Source organism: Oscillibacter sp., from assembly GCF_031978065.1.
GTDB lineage: Bacteria > Bacillota > Clostridia > Oscillospirales > Oscillospiraceae > Oscillibacter.
The window spans coordinates 14,562-32,861 of sequence record NZ_DALZCH010000027.1; the positions used below are offsets into that span (position 1 = coordinate 14,562).

Consider the following 18,300-nt stretch of genomic DNA (forward strand, 5'->3'; position numbering starts at 1 on the left):
GCTGAAAAACAGTCAATTCTCTTGAAATTTTAAGCGTATTAAACAAAAATGATTGGAATATAGAGAAATTCAGTATGCATAAAAAAGAACATGCTGTATAATGTCATAATAACGCAGCTAGCTTTGCGCGTGCTGAGGAAGCGCCTCTTGTCTGGGAGTCTGCGCGCTTTCGAAATAAGCAAAAATATTGATGCGATTTTAGAGATGGACGCAAAATGGGTCCTTTGAAGTTCACCCCGTTTTGTCGGAGCGATGATAAGTCAGGAAATATATAAAGGAGGCAACTGTGTGAGAAACGCCAAGCAAAAACTTATTCTGGCGTTAAAAAAAGGATCGGTCCGGGGTTTTGTGCTCATTGTGCTGGTGTTCACGATGTCTATTGGCCTGCTGCTACTGTGGGAGAAGCAAAAGCTGGACGCGGAGTTTGAGAGAATTGTCGCCGCCAGTCTGAATACCAATACCCAACACACCGCCGTGGGCATCAAGCGGGATATTGCGGGGGCGCTGAAGTCCCTGAAAACGGCGGAAGCCATGCTTTTAAGCTCCGAAGCCGGGCTTGCGGGAGACATTCAAGAGCGATTGGATCGGCACAGCGGCTTTGTATCCGGTGATTTTGTGACCTATCTTTCCACGGAGGAAATTGAAGAGGGGAAGCTGCTGATTAGCGAGGAGGACACGGGGCGTCTTCAAAAGGGCGTTACCGTCATCAGCGCGGTGGTTGGCGAGGAGGAAAAAAAGGATATTGTGATCATCAGGCCGCTGATTGGCGATTCCGGCATGGTTGGTGCGCTCTGCGTCCGCCTGAAAGAGAAAAATTTGCTTTCCAGCGCCTCTGACGGCGGCGTGTATCAGAACCCATATAGCTGCGTCGTCACCGGCAGCGGAGAGATTGTCTATAACACCTATCAGCCGGAGCGCGAGGGAAATCTGTTTGGCGATCTGCGCGGATACGGCCTGTCGGAGACGGAGGTCGGCAAAATAGTTGTGGGCGTGATGAATGGAGGATCCTCCAGCGCAAAATTTTTTCGCAAGGGAGATACTTATTTTCTTTCCTCCGCACATCTGGAGTATAACGGCTGGTATCTGGTGACCGTTGTGCGTGGGCCCGATGTTCTGCTGCGCTCTGCCGTGTTGTTTCGGGATGTGGTGACTACCAGCATTACCACCATTCTGATTACCGTGTCGGCTGCGGGAGTTGTTTTGTATCAGCTTCTTTCCAACAAGGAAAAGCTGGAGGCGGCCCAACGGAGCAACCGAGCGTTTGCATCGCGGTTTCAGGCGATGTTTGAGCAGCACAGCGCGCTGAAACTGGTGATAGACGCGGACACGGGAGAGATTATGGACGCAAACCCCGCCCTGCTGCGTTATTTCGGCTTTGAAAAGCAGGAGATGCTGGGAAAGAACGTGCAGGAGTTTAACCTTCTGCCCGGAGACATTCAGCTTCAAAAAATACATGGGGAAATGGCTGCGGGCGCGCTTTTTGAGGCCGCGCCCCACCGCCTGAGAAATGGTGAGACAAGGCTGCTGGACGTATACGCCTCCGAGATTTGGGACAAAGGCCGCAGGCTGCTTTACGCGATTTTGTTCGACGTGACGGAGAGGGAGTGCTATCGGGAGGAACTACTCCGGGAGAAGGAGCTGCTGCGCACCACGCTCCAGTCCATCGGCGACGGCGTGGTCACCACAGATCGGGCCGGAATCATCACGGGAATGAACGCTGTTTCCGAGCGGTTGACGGGCTGGGGGGACGGACAGGCTTTGGGCAGGCCCTTTTCAGAGGTGTTTGTTCTGCGCAACGAGGAGACGGGACGACCGGCGGAGAATCCGGTGCAAAAGGTGCTGGAGACGGGGCTGGTAATGGGCCTTGCCAATCACACGGAGCTGGTGGACCGGCAGGGCAGACCTACCCCGATTGCCGACAGCGCCGCTCCTATCCGCGGGGATGAGCGTCAGGATACCATGGGCGTTGTGATGGTGTTCCGGGATGTCAGCAGCGAAAAGGCCCACAGCAGGGAAATTGAGTTTTTGAGCTATCACGACTCTTTGACAGGACTGTATAACCGCCGGTACATTGAAGAGACGATGAGCCGCATGGACGCGGGGGGAGAGGTTCCCGTCTCGGTAATTATGGCAGATGTAAACGGCCTCAAAATCACCAACGATGTGTTTGGTCACAGCGCCGGGGACGCGCTGCTTAAAAGCGTGGCCAAGATGATGCAGGAGTGTAGCGGCAGGGGCGATTTTGTCGCCCGGCTGGGCGGAGACGAATTTGTGATTCTCATGCCCGGGAAGGGGCTGGAGGAAGCGGAGGCGGTTATCCGGTGCATCAGAAGTATTCAGGTTGAAATCAAGGGGAGCAGTCTGGCGCTCAGCCTGTCGCTGGGGTGTGCGTGCAAGGATGACGCCGACACCGCCGTGCAGACCGCGCTGCAGCGGGCGGAGGAATACATGTATCAGCAGAAGCTGCTGGACGGCAAGAGCTATCGCAACGCCATCATTAGCACACTACTTGCAACGCTCTACGAAAAGAGCAACGAAACGGAGGAGCACTCCAAACGGCTGGAAAAATATTGCCACGCCGTGGGCAAAAAGCTTCAGCTCTCCTCCAAAGAGATGGACGAGCTGTCCCTTCTTGCCCTGTTGCACGACGTGGGGAAGGTGGGCGTTAATCCCGATGTTTTGAGAAAACCGGGGCCGCTCACCGGCTCTGAATGGGATGAGATGAAGCGGCATCCCGAGATCGGTTTCCGTATCGCGCAGGCGACGCCGGAACTTTCCAGCGTGGCAGAGATGATTCTTGCCCACCATGAGCGCTGGGACGGCGGGGGGTATCCCCGGGGGCTGAAAGGGACGGAAATTCCTATGGCCTGCCGGATTCTCGCGGTGGCGGATGCCTATGACGCCATGACCAGCAAGCGGGTGTACCGACCGGCTGTCACTGTAAAGCAGGCCGCTACGGAAATTCGGGAAAATATGGGCACGCAGTTTGACCCGCAGATGGCAGGCTTGATGCTGGAAGTGCTGCAAGAGGAATACGGGGATCTATTTTACGGGCCGCAGGCTTAGGGGGATTTTGATGAACACGGAGAAACAACCGCTTACCCATAATTGTTTCAGGTGGGAGAATCTGGGCGACGTCAATGGCGGACGGGGAGACTTGGGCATGGATATGCCGGTGCTGGTCTATCGCCTGATGCAGTATACCATGCTGGATGTGCTGAGCCGGGAGTGCGGCAACCAGCAGGCCAACGCCTACTTTCGTCAGGCGGGCTATCTGGCGGGCGCGGAATTTGCAAAGCATGCGCTGGACCTGACGGTGGAGTTCGGCGGCTTTGTGGCGGACCTGCAAAAGGCGCTCAAAGAGCTGAAAATCGGTATTTTGCGGATGGAAAGCTATGTGGAGGACACCGGGGAGATTGTGCTGACGGTAGCGGAGGATTTAGATTGCAGCGGCATTCCCATCACCAACGAAACCGTATGCTACTATGACGAGGGCTTTATCGAGGGGATTCTGGAGGCGTACACCGGTGAAAAGTACACCGTGCGGGAAATCGACTGCTGGGCCAATGGCGACCGGGTGTGCCGCTTCCGGGGAACGCCGGTTTAAGCCGGGGCGGCATGGAAAGTGATGTGAGTGACGTATGAACTCGGCGGCGGAGATTTTGCAGGGCTATCTGAAGCAGGTGATGCACGACCCCGAGAGCGCCGTTTTAAACGTGGGGGAGCTGCCGGAGGAATTCCAGGAACTTGGAAACAGTATGGTTGCTTTCTGCAAATGTCTGGCGGACAACGCGAGACTTGCCAAGGCCATTTCCAAGGGGAATCTGAATGTAAAGCTGCCCCGACCCGACAATGAGCTGGCCGCTCCCCTGAAAGCGCTCCACGCCTCCCTCAGGCACCTGACGTGGCAGACCCAGCAGGTGGCCATGGGCGATTATCGTCAGCGCGTGGACTTTATGGGGGACTTTTCCGACGCCTTTAACACCATGATCGAGTTGCTTGACCGGCGGAGGACGGTTCTCCTGGAGCAGATCCGCACCATGATGCAGAGCAGAAGTCTCTACGAAATGTTGGCGAAGCAGATCGAACAGCAGATCATTGTGACCGATGCGGACACCTCGGATATTCTGTTTGTCAGCAGCGCGTCGAACGACCTTCCCGTCAGCGATGACGGTGCGACGGAGCTGCTTGCGTGGCTGAAGCGGCAGACAAACGCCATGCGCGGGAAGAGCGACATTTATGTGACGGAGCTGGAGCTCCCGGCGGACGGCGGCAAGACACAGAATTTTTCCGTGTCGGTGCATCCCCTGCGCTGGGACCAGTACAACGCCATGGCGTTTGTGCTGGCCGACATCAGCGCGGAGCGGGAGCAAATGCGGAAACTTCAGAATATTGCAAACTTTGACACGCTGACCCAACTGAACAACCGACGGTATGGCATGGATACGCTGGAGAAGTGGATTGCGGAGAAGCGGAGCTTTGCCATTTGCTTCATCGACATGGACGATTTGAAGCAGGTCAATGACCGGTATGGCCACGAGGAGGGCGACCGGTATATCATGGCCATGTCCGGGGCCATGCTGAATTTCTCTCCGAATGCGGTGGTCTGCCGCATCGGCGGGGACGAGTTTATGTTGCTTGTGGAAAACTGGGATGCGGAGGCCGCGGCGCAGCGCATGGAGCAGCTTCGCGGCAGTCTTGTGACGGCAGGCACCGCCTATGACCGCAGCATGAGCTACGGCGTGATTTCGGTGGGACCGGATAACACCATGCAGGCGGGGGACTTGCTGGCTGCCGCCGACGAAAAAATGTACGAATACAAGCGGGACTATAAGCTGCGGCAGAGAAAGCGGAAGAAGTAAATCCCGGCTTTACGGCGGTGCCGCGGGCGTATTCCACTCTAAAAAATTTTACATAATATTTATTGCAGAATGAAGTTCGGAACGAATCCTGTAACCATTGTTGTAACCTCCTGATGCTACAATAAAGCAAGCTTTAAAAAGTCCAAGAGGAAGGGACGTGGCACAAAGATGGAGGACAAGCGGTGGGATAGCCGATACTGCGATACCGTGGTCTGCGTGGACGAGTGCGCAGACGGCGCGTGGAGGGGGCGGCTGATGAATCCGGGACTTGAGGAGCCCGTTGCGTTTCGCGGCGTGATGCACTTTCTTCTGGAAATGGAGAGATTGCTGGACGATACAAAATTTCCGGAGCCTTTTGCGCGCACGCGCACCTTCGCATCGGTGGAGCCGCCTTTGGCGGGCACGGCTTCGGGCCCGGAGCAGGGCCGCGCGGCTACGTTCAGCCTGCGAATTTTATTTCGCCAAAACGCAAGTTGGCAGGGCTCCGTCCGGTGGCTGGAGGGCCGCAGGGAAGAAAGCTTCCGCAGTGTGTTGGAGCTGTTGCTGATGATGAACAGCGCATTAAGTCAGGAAAGGGCTGGCGGCGGGGAGTAAAGCTGCTCTCATAAGCGGGAGGTGCTGTGATTTTTGCGGTCGCTCCCGCTCCGCTTACCGTTTCGGAGAAGCGAGACGGTAAAACTCACAGAACCCATCGACGGAGGTCCGGGCATATGCCCGGACCTCCGTTTGCCTGTTTTCAAGGGTCAAGAAGAAGCGCCTTGACCCAGCAGTTTTAGGGATGTTTGTGGTTCATCCGGCTGCAAAACGCGCCCGTCTTAAGAAAAATATTTTGCCTTGGAAAACGGAATTATCGGTTTGTTCATAGTTTGTTCATGAACGAATACGCGTTTTCCGTTATCTTAAAAGATAAGTATGGTGAAAAAGTATGCAATGCGTGCGATGGAGGGAAAACATGAAAGCGTTTTGGAAGAAGAAGCTGCCCGCGTTTTTGCTGGCGGCTCTGATGCTGGCGGGAACCGCCATCCCCGCTGCGGCAGACGATCCTCCGCCGGGGCATAATTTCAGCAGTCTTTGGTCGAAAAATGAGTCGGAACATTGGCACGACTGCACGGACCCCAACTGCACCGAGAAAACCGCCGTGGGCGTCCATCAGGAAAGCGAATGGCAGGACGCGGGAAACGGAACCCATCACAGGGTTTGCAAAGTCTGCGGCTATGAGATGGAGAGCGGGGTGCACCATCCGTCTTTGACAGTGACCTCCTCCATCCCCGCCACCTGCGCGCAGGCGGGAAAGAATTATTACGCCTGTACGGACAAATGCGGCTATCAGCGGGAGGAAATTGTTCCCGCGCTGCCCCACACCTTGTCCGGAGAATGGAAGTACAGCGACACGGAGCACTGGCATCCCTGCGCGGTTTGCGGACAAGAGTATCCGGGCAGCAAGGCTGCCCACACCTACGAGGCCAACTATACCTCGGATGCCGCCTCCCACTGGCAAAGATGCACAACCTGCAACGGCAGCTCCGCCAAGGTGGCCCATGTGGACGCGAATAACGACGGGGTATGCGACGTGTGCATGCGGGGCGGACTGCCCGTCTCCGCGAAATACACCGTGACGTTTATCAACGCAGGGAGTACCTACGGTACGCCCCAGAGTGTCAATAAGGACGGGCTTGCCACCGTGCCGGGAACGCCCTCCAGAAGCGCGGCCAACTGCACGTATAGCTTCAGCGGCTGGACGACCACGAACCCCGGCACTTCCGCTGTTTACTTCGGGCAGGCCGTCTATACCGCCGCGCAGGTGGCGGCAACGAAGGTGACGGCCAACATTGTGTGGTACGCGGTTTACTCCCTGAGCGCCGCGAATCAGAGCGCGGTGCTAGACCTTACCGGGACGGGAGAGACCACCGTGGGCTCCTCCATCCAGAGCAAGCTTAACGGCGTGTTTGCGGGCCTGACGGGCCGGAATTTTGTAAACGTGTCGCTCTCGGGCATGTCCACCTCCTCTTATGGAATGCTGTATGCCAACAGCTCCAGAACCGACCTTGCCCGGACCTATACATACAGCGGGGGGAGCTATCCCATCGCCAGTGTATACTTTGTGCCCTCCGGCACGAAGGGGACCAGCTCCGTGACCTATACCGCAACAGACGGATACAGCACCGTTCAGGGGACTCTTTCCATCACCAGCAACGGCAGCAGCAGCTACGGCACCAGCATCAATTATACGGTGCAGCCCGGAGAGCGGGTGTCCATGGATCGGGCGGACTTTAACAGGGCGTATCAGTCCCGCTATTCCGAGACGGTCCGCTGGGTGGAATTTACCTCCGTCACAGCGTCCTCCTCCGGCAACGGGACCTTCTATTATAATTATGGAGGATCTAGCCGGAAGGAGCTGTCCCTTTCTGACGTGGATGATTATTCGTACTATTACAGCAGCTCCAGCTACGGATCCTATCCCATTGACGACCTCAGCTTTTTAGCCGCCTCCGGCGCGTCCAAGGGAAGCGTCACCGTCAATTACCGGGCGTACTATTCCAGCAGCCGGTATGTGGAAGGCGTGATGGAAATTCAAATCAACGGCGCCGGCTCGGGAGAGACAATTACCTATAAGGCAAGTCCGGGTGAGGCGGTTTCGCTGGACATCGGCGATTTCAGGCGCGTGTTTCAGAATGGCCAGTCGGGCTACGAGTTTCGGTTTGTCACCTTTTTGACCACCTCCGCCTATGATCAGACGGACGGATTGCTGTACTACAATTACGGAGGAAAAAGCCAAACCGCCTTTAACAAGAATAATTACAACACCTATATCTATTACGTGGATAATTCCAAATACGGGGACTATCCTCTCAGCGAAATGAGCTTTGTAACCTCCTCCAGCTTCAGCGACAGCGTGCGGCTGCCCTTTCGGGCCTATTACGACGCGGGCCGCTATGTGGATGGGGTTCTGGAGATTCAGGCGGAGGACACTGTGCTTCGGGGGGATATCCGGTATAACACCACCGGTGGAACCAATGTGCAGATTAACCCCAACGACATCGCCCGGTTTATGAATCAGGCGTATTCTGGCTCCGTGCTCCAGTCTGTGAAGCTTGGGGGTGTGCCGGACACCGGGACGCTGTACTACAATTACTACGGCGTCAGCAGTTACGGAACAACGGGCCTAAAGCTTACCACCGGCAACTGCGGCAGTCAATTGCTGTATTTCAGCCCCTCCGGGGCAAGTCAGTATGCGCTGAGCGAGCTGACATATGTGCCCACCGGAAACAACTACTGCACCACGATTCCCTTCACCGCCTACGGAAGCGGGAACCGCACCGCCCAGGGCACCATTCTCATCAGCGTCAACAGTGCGATTGCGCAGGACGTGTATGGGGCCACACCCATGAACACCTCCGTCACCTTCCCGGCGGACGCGATTTATAAAGCGGTTTCTTCGTCGGCTTCCGGCGCTTCCATGTCCAGTCTTCAGCTTCTGGAGCTGCCCGCCTCCCGGCAGGGGACGGTTTACGTGGGCACCGGCTCCGTCAGGGCCGCGACTGGCAGCCGCTATGTCTATTCTGGCAGTTCCGGCAGCGGGCGGATCGGGGATTTACGCTTTATGCCCGCCTCGGGCTTTACCGGCTCGGTGGAGATGCCCTACGTGGCGTACAACAGCGCGGGCAAGGCCATTACCAGCGGCAGATTCTGTCTGGGGATTGTCAGCGGACTCAAGAGCTATGGGGACGTTGGCTCCTCCGTGTGGTGCTATAAATATGTGGCGGAGCTGAGCGACGCGAAGGTCATCGACGGTTATCCGGACGGCTATTTCAAGCCGGACAAAACCGTGACCTATGGGCAGGCGCTGAAACTGATTATGCTGGCCGCGGACTATAAGACTCAGTCTCCCACCGGCAAGCATCCCTTCAGCGGCTATCTCTCCCGCGCCAAGTCTGACGGACTGCTTACCGGCGTGAAGGAAAGCGATTTGGACCGGCCCATCAGCCGTCTGGCGGTGGCGCAGATTACCGCCAAGTCCATGAAGCTGAACCTGAGCAGTCTTTCCAGCGTAAAGCCCTTTACGGACACCGGAGACGTCTACGTGCAGGCGCTGAGCGCTGCCGGAATTGTGGAGGGGTATTTCTCCAACGGAACCAGCACCTTTAAGCCCGCCAACACCATGACCCGGGGCCAGATTTCCGCTGTTGTATGGCGGATGAACCGGGCGGGGTAAAGGGTAGGCCAAAACAAGAGCGAACACCCCCACCGCCGCATGAAACGCGGCGGTGGGGGCGTTGCTTTTGTGGGAGGCGGCGTTAAAAGGATGCACCGCAGAAATCGGCGCAGGAAAAAAGGTCCCCTGAAAAATATTTTGGGAAAATTTAAATTTAGGGGTTGACAGAACTGGCTGTCCGTGGTATTTTAAATGTGCAGTTAGTTATAACTAATCGGACACGCCGGATGGCCCGATGCAAATGGGGGCAAAGGACCTCTCATGGCGCGAAAGGTTGTCGCTGACAGGCTAGGAGTCTTTTCCACATTGGATGTGCAGTTTGCGTATTCACCCTCCGGTTTGGCTGACACCGGGCGGGCAGCGGAAAAGCTTCCGTTTCCTTTCTTTTCCTTTATTTCCTGTTTTCCCTCATGAAAGGCCCCGGACGGACGCCATACCGCCCGGGGCCGAACTCTGCCTATGGGCCGCCGGTTTCCGGCGGCCTTTTTGCCGAATGACAAGTGGCGCGACGACGAAGGAAATTCAAAGCTTCACTCTTGCATTTCTCTGCGGAGTATCGTATGATGTAAGTATCTGGAATAGAAAACGATTGCGTAAGACTGAACGCATGGAAAGGGGCCGGATTATGCTGAGAAGGCCAAAGATTTTGGTGGCTGGCAGCTTTATGATGGATTTGATTGCGTCCACGCCCAGAGCGCCGTCTGCGGGAGAGACGGTCATTGGGACCGATTTTCGCACCGCGCCCGGGGGAAAGGGCTCAAATCAGGCGGTTCAATGTGCCCGCTTAGGCGCGGAAGTCACCATGGTGGGACAGGTGGGAGACGACGCTTTTGGCCGGGAGCTACTTGGCGCGGCGGAGCGCTCCGGCGTGGATGTGAGCCGGGTGCTGACGGACCCAGCCAAAGCCACCGGCATTGCCCACATTCTTCTGGAGGTCACGGAAAACGGCGTGCAGAATCGTATTACGGTGGTTTCCGGGGCAAACTATTCTACAACGTGCCAGCAGGTGGCATGGCTGAGAGACGAAATCGAGCGCTTTGATCTGGTGCTGCTTCAGCTTGAGATTCCCATGGAGATCAACGTAGCCGTGGCGCAGTACGCCAAGGCGGCGGGAGTATCCGTGATGCTGAACCCCGCCCCGGCGGCGGTGCTTCCGGAGGAACTTTTGCGCTGCGTCACCTATCTTTCTCCCAATGAGCACGAGGCAGCGCTCCTCACGGGCCTGCCTCTGCGGGTGGACGAACGCGGCGTTGACCGGGGAGACGTGGAGGCGGTTTCGGCGGCGCTGCTCCGCAATGGGGTGGAAAACGTGATGATTACGCTGGGCGAAAACGGCTCCGTCGTGGCAGGCTCCGGCGAAATTGCATATACCCCCTGCGTGAAAATGCCCGAGGTGAAGGACCCCACCGCCGCCGGAGACTCTTTTGTGGCGGCTTTTTGCACCGGGCAGGCCGCAGGGCTGCTCCGAGAGCAGGCGCTGGCCTTTGCCGCCCACGCCGCCGCCATCACCGTATCCCGGATGGGAGCCATGCCGTCTCTCCCTACATTGGAGGAAGTGCAGGCCCTGCTGCGGGAACGGGAGTACAGTGGGTTTGACATCTCCGAGCTGGACGCGCTGCGGTAAGTCCGGGACTTCGGCCTTACGAAGGTGGGGCGGCGCGGCAAGATTGGCTACTTTGGTGCGTCCCTGATTTAATAAGAGGGAAGCCCCGCGAAGCTGCATTAAGGGCTATCCCCGGAGAAAAGCTTGAAATGACCATCTAAATGATGTGTGCATAACAATTTGTGCCCGATGGGCCAACATGAGAAAGAGCCGCAAGGGCGGCATGAATGAATGGAGGTTTCAGTATGAGCGAATACATGGAAAAACATCTGCTGACAGAGGAATACCTGGAAAAGATGGACGCCTATTGGCGTGCGGCAAACTACCTGTCCGCGGCCCAGCTTTATCTGTTGAAGAATCCCCTGCTGCGGGAGCCTTTGCGCGCGGATCAGATTAAAAAGAAGATTGTGGGCCACTGGGGCACTGTCCCCGGGCAGAACTTTGTGTACGTCCACCTGAACCGCATCATCAAGCAGTACGATCAGGACATGATTTTTCTCTCCGGGCCGGGCCACGGGGGCAACTTCTTCGTGTCCAACACCTATCTGGAGGGAACTTACAGCGAAGTGTACCCCAATGTGAGCCGGGATATGGAGGGACTGCAAAAGCTGTGCAAGCAGTTTTCTTTCCCGGGCGGCATCGCAAGCCATGTGGCACCAGAGACGCCGGGTTCCATCAACGAGGGCGGCGAGCTGGGCTATTGCCTGTCCCACGCCTATGGCGCGGTGTTTGACAACCCCGGCCTGATTGCCGCCGTCACCGTGGGCGACGGCGAGGCGGAGACAGGCCCGCTGGCCACCTCGTGGCTTGGAAACCAGTTTTTGAACCCCGCCGCCGACGGCGCGGTGCTGCCCATTCTTCATCTGAACGGCTATAAAATCAGCAATCCCACTCTGTTTGCCCGGATGAGCCATGAGCAGATTGACAGCTATTTCAAGGGCTGCGGCTGGAAGGCCCATTTTGTAGAGGGAGACGACCCCATGACCATGCACCGCCTGATGGCGGACACGCTGGACGAGGTGATGGCCGAGATTCAGGCCATTCAGGCTGCCGCCAAGGCCGGGGAGACGACTTCCAGAGCGTGGCCTATGATCGTGCTGCGGACCCCCAAGGGCTGGACAGGGCCCAAGGAAGTGGATGGAAAAAAGGTCGAGGGAACCTTCCGTGCCCATCAGGTGCCCATCTCCATGGAGAAGCCCGAGCACCTCGAGATGCTGGAAAAATGGCTTTTGAGCTACCGTCCGAAGGAGTTGTTCGACGAGAGCGGGCGGCTGATTTCCGCGCTTGAGGCTCTTGCCCCGGAAGGCGGGCGCCGCATGGGCGCAAATCCCCACGCCAACGGCGGAAAGCTTCGCCGGGACCTGCGACTGCCGGACTTTAGGGACTACGCGGTGGAGGTCCCCGCCCCCGGTGCGGTGGAAGCGCAGGACATGATCGAGCTGGGCGGCTATGTGCGGGATACCTTCCGGCTGAACGCCGACGCGAAGAACTTCCGTATTTTTGGGCCGGACGAAACCATGAGCAATCGCCTTGGCAAGGTGTTCGAGGTCACGGGCCGAAGCTGGAACAGCGCCACGGTGGAAGGGGACGAATTCCTCGCCGCCGACGGGCGGGTGATGGACTCCATGCTCTCCGAGCACATGTGCGAGGGAATGCTGGAGGGATATCTCCTCACCGGGCGGCATGGCTTCTTCGCCAGCTATGAGGCGTTTATCCGCATCGTGGACTCTATGTGCGCCCAGCACGCCAAGTGGCTGAAAACCTGCAACGAACTGCCTTGGAGAGAGTCGATTTCCTCGTTGAACCTGATTCTTTCCTCTAATGTCTGGCAGCAGGATCACAATGGCTTTACCCATCAGGACCCGGGATTTTTGGACCACATCGCCAACAAAAAGGCCGACGTGGTGCGGCTTTACCTGCCGCCGGATGCCAACTGCCTGCTTAGCTGCTTCGACCACTGCATCAAGAGCCGGGACTATGTGAACGTGCTGGTGACCAGCAAGCATCCCCGGCCCCAGTGGCTGACCATGGAGCAGGCTGTGAAGCACTGTACGCAGGGCGTTGGCATCTGGAACTGGGCCAGCAGCGATCAGGGAAGCGAGCCGGACGTGGTGATGGCCTGCTGCGGCGATACGCCGACGCTGGAGACGCTGGCGGCGGTGACCATTTTGCAGGAAAAGATGCCATTTATCAAAATCCGGGTGGTAAACGTGGTGGATTTGATGAAGCTCCAGCCCGCCGCAGAGCATCCTCACGGGCTTAGTGACCCGGAGTATGATGCGCTGTTTACGGTGGATAAGCCCATCATTTTCGCGTTTCACGGCTATCATACCCTGATTCATGAGCTGACCTACCGCCGCCACAACCGCAACATCCATGTGTATGGCTACAAAGAGGAGGGGACGATCACCACTCCCTTTGATATGCGGGTGCAGAACGAGGTGGACCGGTTCCATCTGGTGAAAAACGTGCTGCGCTATCTGCCGGAGCTGACGGGACGCAGCGCCCATCTCATTCAGGAGATGAACGACAAGCTGGTGGAGCACGGGCAGTATATCCGGGAATATGGCGAGGACCTTCCGGAAATTCGCGACTGGAAGTGGCGCGGGTAAGAAGCCGCTGAAGAAGTAATGACCGGGCCGCCGGCTCTGCCAATCGCAGAACCGGCGGCCCATTGTCGAAAAAAAGGCAAATGTTTTTTCTTTGCGCTGTTACGTTCTGGACACCCGGCACGTCTATGTGACAAAGAGAAAACGCGGGAAGGGGGAGAAGCTTGCTGCCGATTTGTTTTGTGGTGATGGACGAGGATTGCGACAGGGAACTGTTTGCCATGGTCTATCAGCAGTTTTACAACAGGATGATGCGTGTGGCGCGGCAGATTCTGCCCTCACAAGCGCAGGCGGAGGACGCGGTCCACGACGCGTTTTTGAAGATCATCCAGCATTTTGACGATTTAAAGGCAGTGCCGGAGGAACGGCGGATTTACTGGGTCGTGACGGTGACGAAAAACGCCGCGGTGGACATTTTACGAAAGGAGAGGCGGGATTTGCCCATGGATGAAGAAGTGCAGCGGCAGGTGCCCGCCGTGCCTGCGGAAGAGGGCGGCTTTCGTGCACTGGTGGAGATCATCCGTAAAATGCCCGACACCTATCGCAGGGTGCTGGAGCTGCGGTTTTTGACGGAGTGGAGCCATGCGGAGATCGCCCGGGAGCTGCACATCAGCGAGGGCGCGGTAAAAACCCGCGTGGCGCGGGGGCGGCAGATGCTGATTGAGTCCATGAAAGAGGAGGGATACGTCTGTGAGTAAGCTGAATCTGGATGAACACCTGACAACAGCTTTGATGGAGGCCTTGCGGGAAGACTGGGAGCAGGCTCTGGAGAGCGAGGAAGCCCCCCGGATGTCCTGGCGGCAGCGCCGTCGCCTCAAGCGGATGCTGGCGGACCCAAAAGGCTATTCTCGCCGGTATTTGCGGGACCGGAAAGAGCCCTCCCAAAATGGTGCGTTCGCAAGCCCCGGCGAGGTGCGTGTCAGAAGAAGGCATATGACGCGGGCGGTGATGGCGGCTGCCGCTGCGGCCCTGCTGGGCGGCTCCGCGTTGGCGTATTCCCTGACTGGCGGGGCGTTTTTCACCCGTATGTTTGACTTTTTCGGGCAGGAGCTGGGGCTGGACGCCGGTGTTGCCGACATGTCCCAGCTTGCCAAGACGGATGGCGCGGCGCTGGGCATCATTTTGGAGACGGACGAGCTGCGCGTTGAGCTGCTGGACGCGGTATCCGGCGGTTACATGTCCATGACCGCCCTGCGGGTGACCTGCAAGCAGTTGGACACCGTTTGGGAGAAGGACGAGACTGGGGAGGTCCTGTGGCAGGCCATGTTTGACGACGTGGATGGAAGCATCACGGACAACGCCACGGTTCACGGCAGCAGCTATCGGTACACGGGAGAGGAGCTGGGAGTGGAGCTGGCAAGCAATCAGTTCTGCCTGATTTTTAATACCAACAGCACTGAAACCATCGAGGCGGGGATCTATACGCTGAATCTGCACAATCTGGTGAAAAGCAGTTGGGAGACAGGAGATACGGTGCTGTACACGGGGGACTGGACACTGAATATCCCTTTGGAGGACGGCGGAAAATACGCCCGCACGGCGCTGGTTGGAGAAAACTATACCATCAGCGGGACGGAGTATCTTCTGGAGCGCGTTCAATATTCGCCTCTTTCCATGAACCTGTATTTTTCCTCGGAGACGCCTGCGGCCGATAGGTTTGACTTTACCGACTATTCCGTGACGCTGAAGGACGGAAGGGTGCTGGACGGCCCGTGGCTGTTCTGCGGCGTGGGCAGCGGGAGCGATGCATCCGGGAGCAGCGCGCAGGTGACGCTGGAATTCAACGCACCGCTGAATGTGGAACAGATTGCCTCCGTCCAGTTTTGCGGCTATTCACTGGACCTGACGGCAGCAAAATAAAAACAGGAAAGAGCCAAAACCGACGCGAAGCGTCGGGAATTTCCCGTTCTTCGTCTAGCTTGAGGAAACCTGATTTCCGTAAACATGCGGGCTGGCCCACAATGGGAAGCGACCTCCCGCCCGGAGGTGTGGTTGAATCGCTTTGACGGTTTGCGGCTTTATGCGTTATTCCTGCAATCGGGGTAACTATAAAATTAAAGAGGCTGAGGAAGTAAATTCCTCAGCCTCTTACCTTGCATTGCCCACAGAAAATCGGCGTATCATGCAAAAAACCGGCGTAAGCCGGTTTTTTGACACATCGCCCGAAGACGATGGCGCTTATTCAATCAATCTCGGCCACGGAAAGCGTCTAAAGCCTTAGTCCGTGACGTAGGGCAGCAGGGCGATCTGCCGGGCACGCTTGATGGACTCGGTCAGCTCGCGCTGATGCATGGCACAGGTGCCGGTGGTGCGGCGGGGCAGAATCTTGGCCCGCTCGGAGATGAAGCGGTGAAGCTTCGAGGCGTCTTTATAGTCGATGAACTCCGTCTTGTCCGCGCAGAACTGGCAAACCTTGCGGCGCTTGTTCCGGTTCATGGGACGAGAGGGTCTGGAATCACGATCATAAGCCATGATAAATTCCTCCTTTTACAAAAATGGCGCTGACAGACGGTCAGAACGGCAGCTCGCCGTCTTCTTCCCCGATCTCAGCAAAATCGGAGTGGGCGTCCACGGGGGCCGGAGCATGTCCTCCGGCGGGCGCACCGTAGGCCGGAGCGTGATAACCGCCGCCGGACTCTCCGTCGCGCTTGGAATCCCCAAAATACACGTTATCGGCCACGACCTCGGCGGAGCGGCGCTTGCCGCCATCCTTGTCGGTCCAGTCGCGAAGCTGCAAGCGGCCTTCCACAACGGCCATACGGCCCTTGGTGAAGTATTTGCTCACAAATTCTGCGGTGGTGCGCCAAGCGACAATGTCGATGAAATCCGTCTCCTTTTCGCCGCTCTGGGACTTAAAGTCCCGATCCACGGCCAGAGAGAAGGAAGTCACGGCGGTGCCGCTGCCTGTGCGGCGCAGCTCGGGGTCCCGGGTGAGACGGCCCATGAGAATAATCTTATTGAGCATATCCTGCCCCCTTATTCGCCCTTGCAGACGATCAGGGAACGCATGATGCCGTCCGTAATGCCGAGAATACGGTCCAGCTCCCGGGGGAAAGCCGCGGGGCTGTTGAACGTCATCAGCACGTAGTAGCCCTCGTTTTTGAAGCTGATGGGATAGGCCAGCTTGCGGTTGCCCCACTCTTCGACTTCCACGTTGGAGCCATTCTGCTCGGCGAGGGTTTTGAACTTCGCCACCAGGGCGGCGGTGTCTTCCTCACTGCGTGCAGGGTCGATAATGTAGACGACCTCGTAATTGGCGGTAATTTTTGCCATTTTTGCACCTCCTTTTGGACATATGGCCCCCATTCAAGGATGGGGGCAAGGATATGCTTGCAGACTGCAAGCCCTATTATTATACAGGAAAGGGGTCAAATGTCAAGAAATATTTAAAAACAGCCCGATTGACTTTCCAAGCGCCGCATACACGGGTGCGCGGGTCAGCCAAGGTTGGAGCGCAGGGGGAAGCGGAAGACGCATTCCCCGGAGCCGAGGTCGTAATAGCAGAACGCACCGTCCTGCACGGCGGCAAACAGGCCGTTCCAGATCGAAGGCTCGTAAAACATGGAGTCGTCGTCCCTGATGGAGAGGAGAGACTGCTTTTCCCTGTCCAGAATATGCATGTTGGGGGCGGCAGAGTCGGAATCATCGCGGGTGAAATAGTAAAGCTCGCCGGTCACGGCGTCCCGGATGGGGTTGTACCCGTCCTCTCCGTCGCCCGGGGACATATAGAGCAACTCTTCGGAAAAGCCCTCCGGCGGGTCGGCGCTGACGGAACCGTCTGCAAGGTTCAGATAGCAGAAGATGCGGGAGCCATTCAGTGCCGGGTCATAGCCCTCGGCAAAGAGAATGTCGCCTCTTGAGGACAGGTAGGGGCCGCCCTCATAGCCGAAGTAAGGCTTTTCAAGGCCGCGCAGATAGGGCGTGACGGCATCGCCGGAAAAATAGGCGGCGGTTTCGCCGCTTGCGGAGAGGACGGTAATGGAGTTGTCCGGCTGAACCACGGCTAGACGGTCACCATCCAGATATTCAACTCCGGCCACACCGAAGTCCCGCACCCAGCGTCCGTCGGTTGCGGCCACGACGCGGGTAAATTCGCCCGCCATAGAATCTCTGCCGTTGCCCGTTCCCGCGTTCGGGTCGCCCTTACTCAAAATTAAAAAAGAGGCAGGGGCCGACGGGTTAAAGGACCAGCCGGAGGAGGGATACACGTCGGCATACACCGGTTCCGTCACAATCCGCCCGTCCGTGGTGACCAGACCGTATAGGGGCAGACTGTCTGTAATGTAGTTGCTGACAGACAGCGTTGCGCCCTGATAGGGGAGAAGAACGCCGTAATCGCTTCGTGGGGTGAGGGTATCGCCCTGATAGGGCGCGAACCGGCTGTAAAGAGGTTTCGGCGCGGCAGGCTTGTAGGGCGTGAGCTTGGACCAGTCTGTATATACCGGGGAGACAGACTCCGGGCTTTCCCCGGAATTGGAACCCAGCGCACCGCAGCCTGCCAGCAGCATCAGGGCAGACAGGCTTGCAACAATCCGCGCGCGGCTCATTTCGCCGTCTCCGCCGCGGTGACGGGGACATAGCCCTCACGGGCCACCAGCTTCTGACCCTCGTCGGAGAGAATCCAGTCATAGAGGACCTGCGTGGCCTCCGTGGGGTGCTCTGCGCAGACCACGTAGTAGTTGTTCAAAAAAGGATAGTCGCCGCTGCGAATGGTGTCCCCGGCGGGGACAACGCCGTCCACCGCCAGAATTTTCAGGTCGTCGGCCATGCTCATGTCGTTGGCATAGTAGTACATGGTGTAGCCAATGGCGGAGGGGGAGTCGTCATAGGCGGCAACGGCCTCAATCAAATCTCCCATTTCACCCCGGACGTAATCCGACGGGGCCTCCATCATGGGAAGGTTTTTCATTACCAGCTTGTTCATGGCGGTCTGGCTGCCGGCCTCCTCGTTGCGCTTGAAAGTCATGATGGGCAGGTCGTCGCCGCCCACCTGGGACCAGTTGGTACTTTCTC

14 protein-coding genes are annotated in these 18,300 nt (G+C 57.4%); 9 read left to right on the forward strand and 5 right to left on the reverse strand.

Going from position 1 to position 18,300, the window contains the following annotated elements; genetic code table 11:
• Positions 1-288 precede the first annotated feature (288 nt).
• From RTK01_RS05965 to RTK01_RS06005, 9 genes are all read left to right on the forward strand, one after another.
• Complete coding sequence (locus RTK01_RS05965) at positions 289-3,066, forward strand: HD domain-containing phosphohydrolase (protein WP_312280095.1); 2,778 nt, start codon at positions 289-291, stop codon at positions 3,064-3,066.
• 10 nt (positions 3,067-3,076) lie between these two features.
• Positions 3,077-3,607 carry a 4-vinyl reductase gene (locus RTK01_RS05970; RefSeq protein WP_312280096.1) on the forward strand — a complete coding sequence of 177 codons (531 nt, stop codon included), beginning with the start codon at positions 3,077-3,079 and terminating at the stop codon, positions 3,605-3,607.
• A 34-nt stretch (positions 3,608-3,641) separates the two neighbouring features.
• Complete coding sequence (locus RTK01_RS05975) at positions 3,642-4,862, forward strand: diguanylate cyclase domain-containing protein (RefSeq protein ID WP_312280097.1); 1,221 nt, start codon at positions 3,642-3,644, stop codon at positions 4,860-4,862.
• 168 nt (positions 4,863-5,030) lie between these two features.
• Positions 5,031-5,456 (forward strand): hypothetical protein, encoded by a 426-nt coding sequence (locus RTK01_RS05980; RefSeq protein ID WP_312280098.1) that lies wholly within the window; start codon positions 5,031-5,033, stop codon positions 5,454-5,456.
• 358 nt (positions 5,457-5,814) lie between these two features.
• Positions 5,815-9,075 carry an S-layer homology domain-containing protein gene (locus RTK01_RS05985; protein ID WP_312280099.1) on the forward strand — a complete coding sequence of 1,087 codons (3,261 nt, stop codon included), beginning with the start codon at positions 5,815-5,817 and terminating at the stop codon, positions 9,073-9,075.
• Positions 9,076-9,700: 625 nt separating this feature from the next.
• Entirely contained in the window at positions 9,701-10,699 is a 999-nt protein-coding gene (locus RTK01_RS05990) for a ribokinase (protein WP_312280100.1), read from the forward strand.
• Positions 10,700-10,923: 224 nt separating this feature from the next.
• Positions 10,924-13,290: a phosphoketolase family protein gene (locus RTK01_RS05995; RefSeq protein ID WP_312280101.1), complete on the forward strand. Its 2,367-nt coding sequence runs from the start codon at positions 10,924-10,926 to the stop codon at positions 13,288-13,290.
• Positions 13,291-13,451: 161 nt separating this feature from the next.
• On the forward strand, positions 13,452-13,985 hold the full coding sequence (locus RTK01_RS06000) for a sigma-70 family RNA polymerase sigma factor (RefSeq protein ID WP_312280102.1): 534 nt from the start codon (positions 13,452-13,454) through the stop codon (positions 13,983-13,985).
• The gene (locus tag RTK01_RS06005) at positions 13,978-15,147 is read left to right on the forward strand and encodes a hypothetical protein (RefSeq protein WP_312280103.1); all 1,170 of its coding nucleotides are present in this window, start codon (positions 13,978-13,980) and stop codon (positions 15,145-15,147) included. The genes RTK01_RS06000 and RTK01_RS06005 overlap by 8 nt, the downstream gene beginning before the upstream one ends.
• Positions 15,148-15,504: 357 nt before the next feature.
• Here RTK01_RS06005 and rpsR read toward each other — a convergent pair whose 3' ends face one another.
• From rpsR to RTK01_RS06030, 5 genes are all read right to left on the reverse strand, one after another.
• A complete protein-coding gene (rpsR, locus tag RTK01_RS06010; RefSeq protein WP_312280104.1) occupies positions 15,505-15,759 on the reverse strand; it encodes a 30S ribosomal protein S18 in 255 nt (84 codons plus the stop codon).
• Positions 15,760-15,799: 40 nt separating this feature from the next.
• Positions 15,800-16,252, reverse strand: a complete 453-nt coding sequence (locus tag RTK01_RS06015) for a single-stranded DNA-binding protein (protein WP_312280105.1) — start codon at positions 16,250-16,252, stop codon at positions 15,800-15,802.
• An 11-nt stretch (positions 16,253-16,263) separates the two neighbouring features.
• The gene (gene rpsF, locus RTK01_RS06020; RefSeq protein ID WP_312280106.1) at positions 16,264-16,560 is read right to left on the reverse strand and encodes a 30S ribosomal protein S6; all 297 of its coding nucleotides are present in this window, start codon (positions 16,558-16,560) and stop codon (positions 16,264-16,266) included.
• A 164-nt stretch (positions 16,561-16,724) separates the two neighbouring features.
• Positions 16,725-17,834: a hypothetical protein gene (locus RTK01_RS06025; RefSeq protein WP_312280107.1), complete on the reverse strand. Its 1,110-nt coding sequence runs from the start codon at positions 17,832-17,834 to the stop codon at positions 16,725-16,727.
• Positions 17,831-18,300: substrate-binding domain-containing protein (locus tag RTK01_RS06030; protein WP_397352413.1), on the reverse strand; the 470-nt coding region annotated here is incomplete at its 5' end. The genes RTK01_RS06025 and RTK01_RS06030, both read right to left, overlap by 4 nt.

Bases quoted from the DNA above. Each gene is read 5' to 3' on its own strand.
- RTK01_RS05970 (WP_312280096.1), top strand. From the start codon at position 3,077: ATGAACACGGAGAAACAACCGCTTACCCATAATTGTTTCAGGTGGGAG.
- RTK01_RS05975 (WP_312280097.1), top strand. From the start codon at position 3,642: ATGAACTCGGCGGCGGAGATTTTGCAGGGCTATCTGAAGCAGGTGATG.
- RTK01_RS05980 (WP_312280098.1), top strand. From the start codon at position 5,031: ATGGAGGACAAGCGGTGGGATAGCCGATACTGCGATACCGTGGTCTGC.
- RTK01_RS05985 (WP_312280099.1), top strand. From the start codon at position 5,815: ATGAAAGCGTTTTGGAAGAAGAAGCTGCCCGCGTTTTTGCTGGCGGCT.
- RTK01_RS05990 (WP_312280100.1), top strand. From the start codon at position 9,701: ATGCTGAGAAGGCCAAAGATTTTGGTGGCTGGCAGCTTTATGATGGAT.
- RTK01_RS05995 (WP_312280101.1), top strand. From the start codon at position 10,924: ATGAGCGAATACATGGAAAAACATCTGCTGACAGAGGAATACCTGGAA.
- rpsR (WP_312280104.1), bottom strand. From the start codon at position 15,759: ATGGCTTATGATCGTGATTCCAGACCCTCTCGTCCCATGAACCGGAAC.
- RTK01_RS06015 (WP_312280105.1), bottom strand. From the start codon at position 16,252: ATGCTCAATAAGATTATTCTCATGGGCCGTCTCACCCGGGACCCCGAG.
- rpsF (WP_312280106.1), bottom strand. From the start codon at position 16,560: ATGGCAAAAATTACCGCCAATTACGAGGTCGTCTACATTATCGACCCT.
- RTK01_RS06025 (WP_312280107.1), bottom strand. From the start codon at position 17,834: ATGAGCCGCGCGCGGATTGTTGCAAGCCTGTCTGCCCTGATGCTGCTG.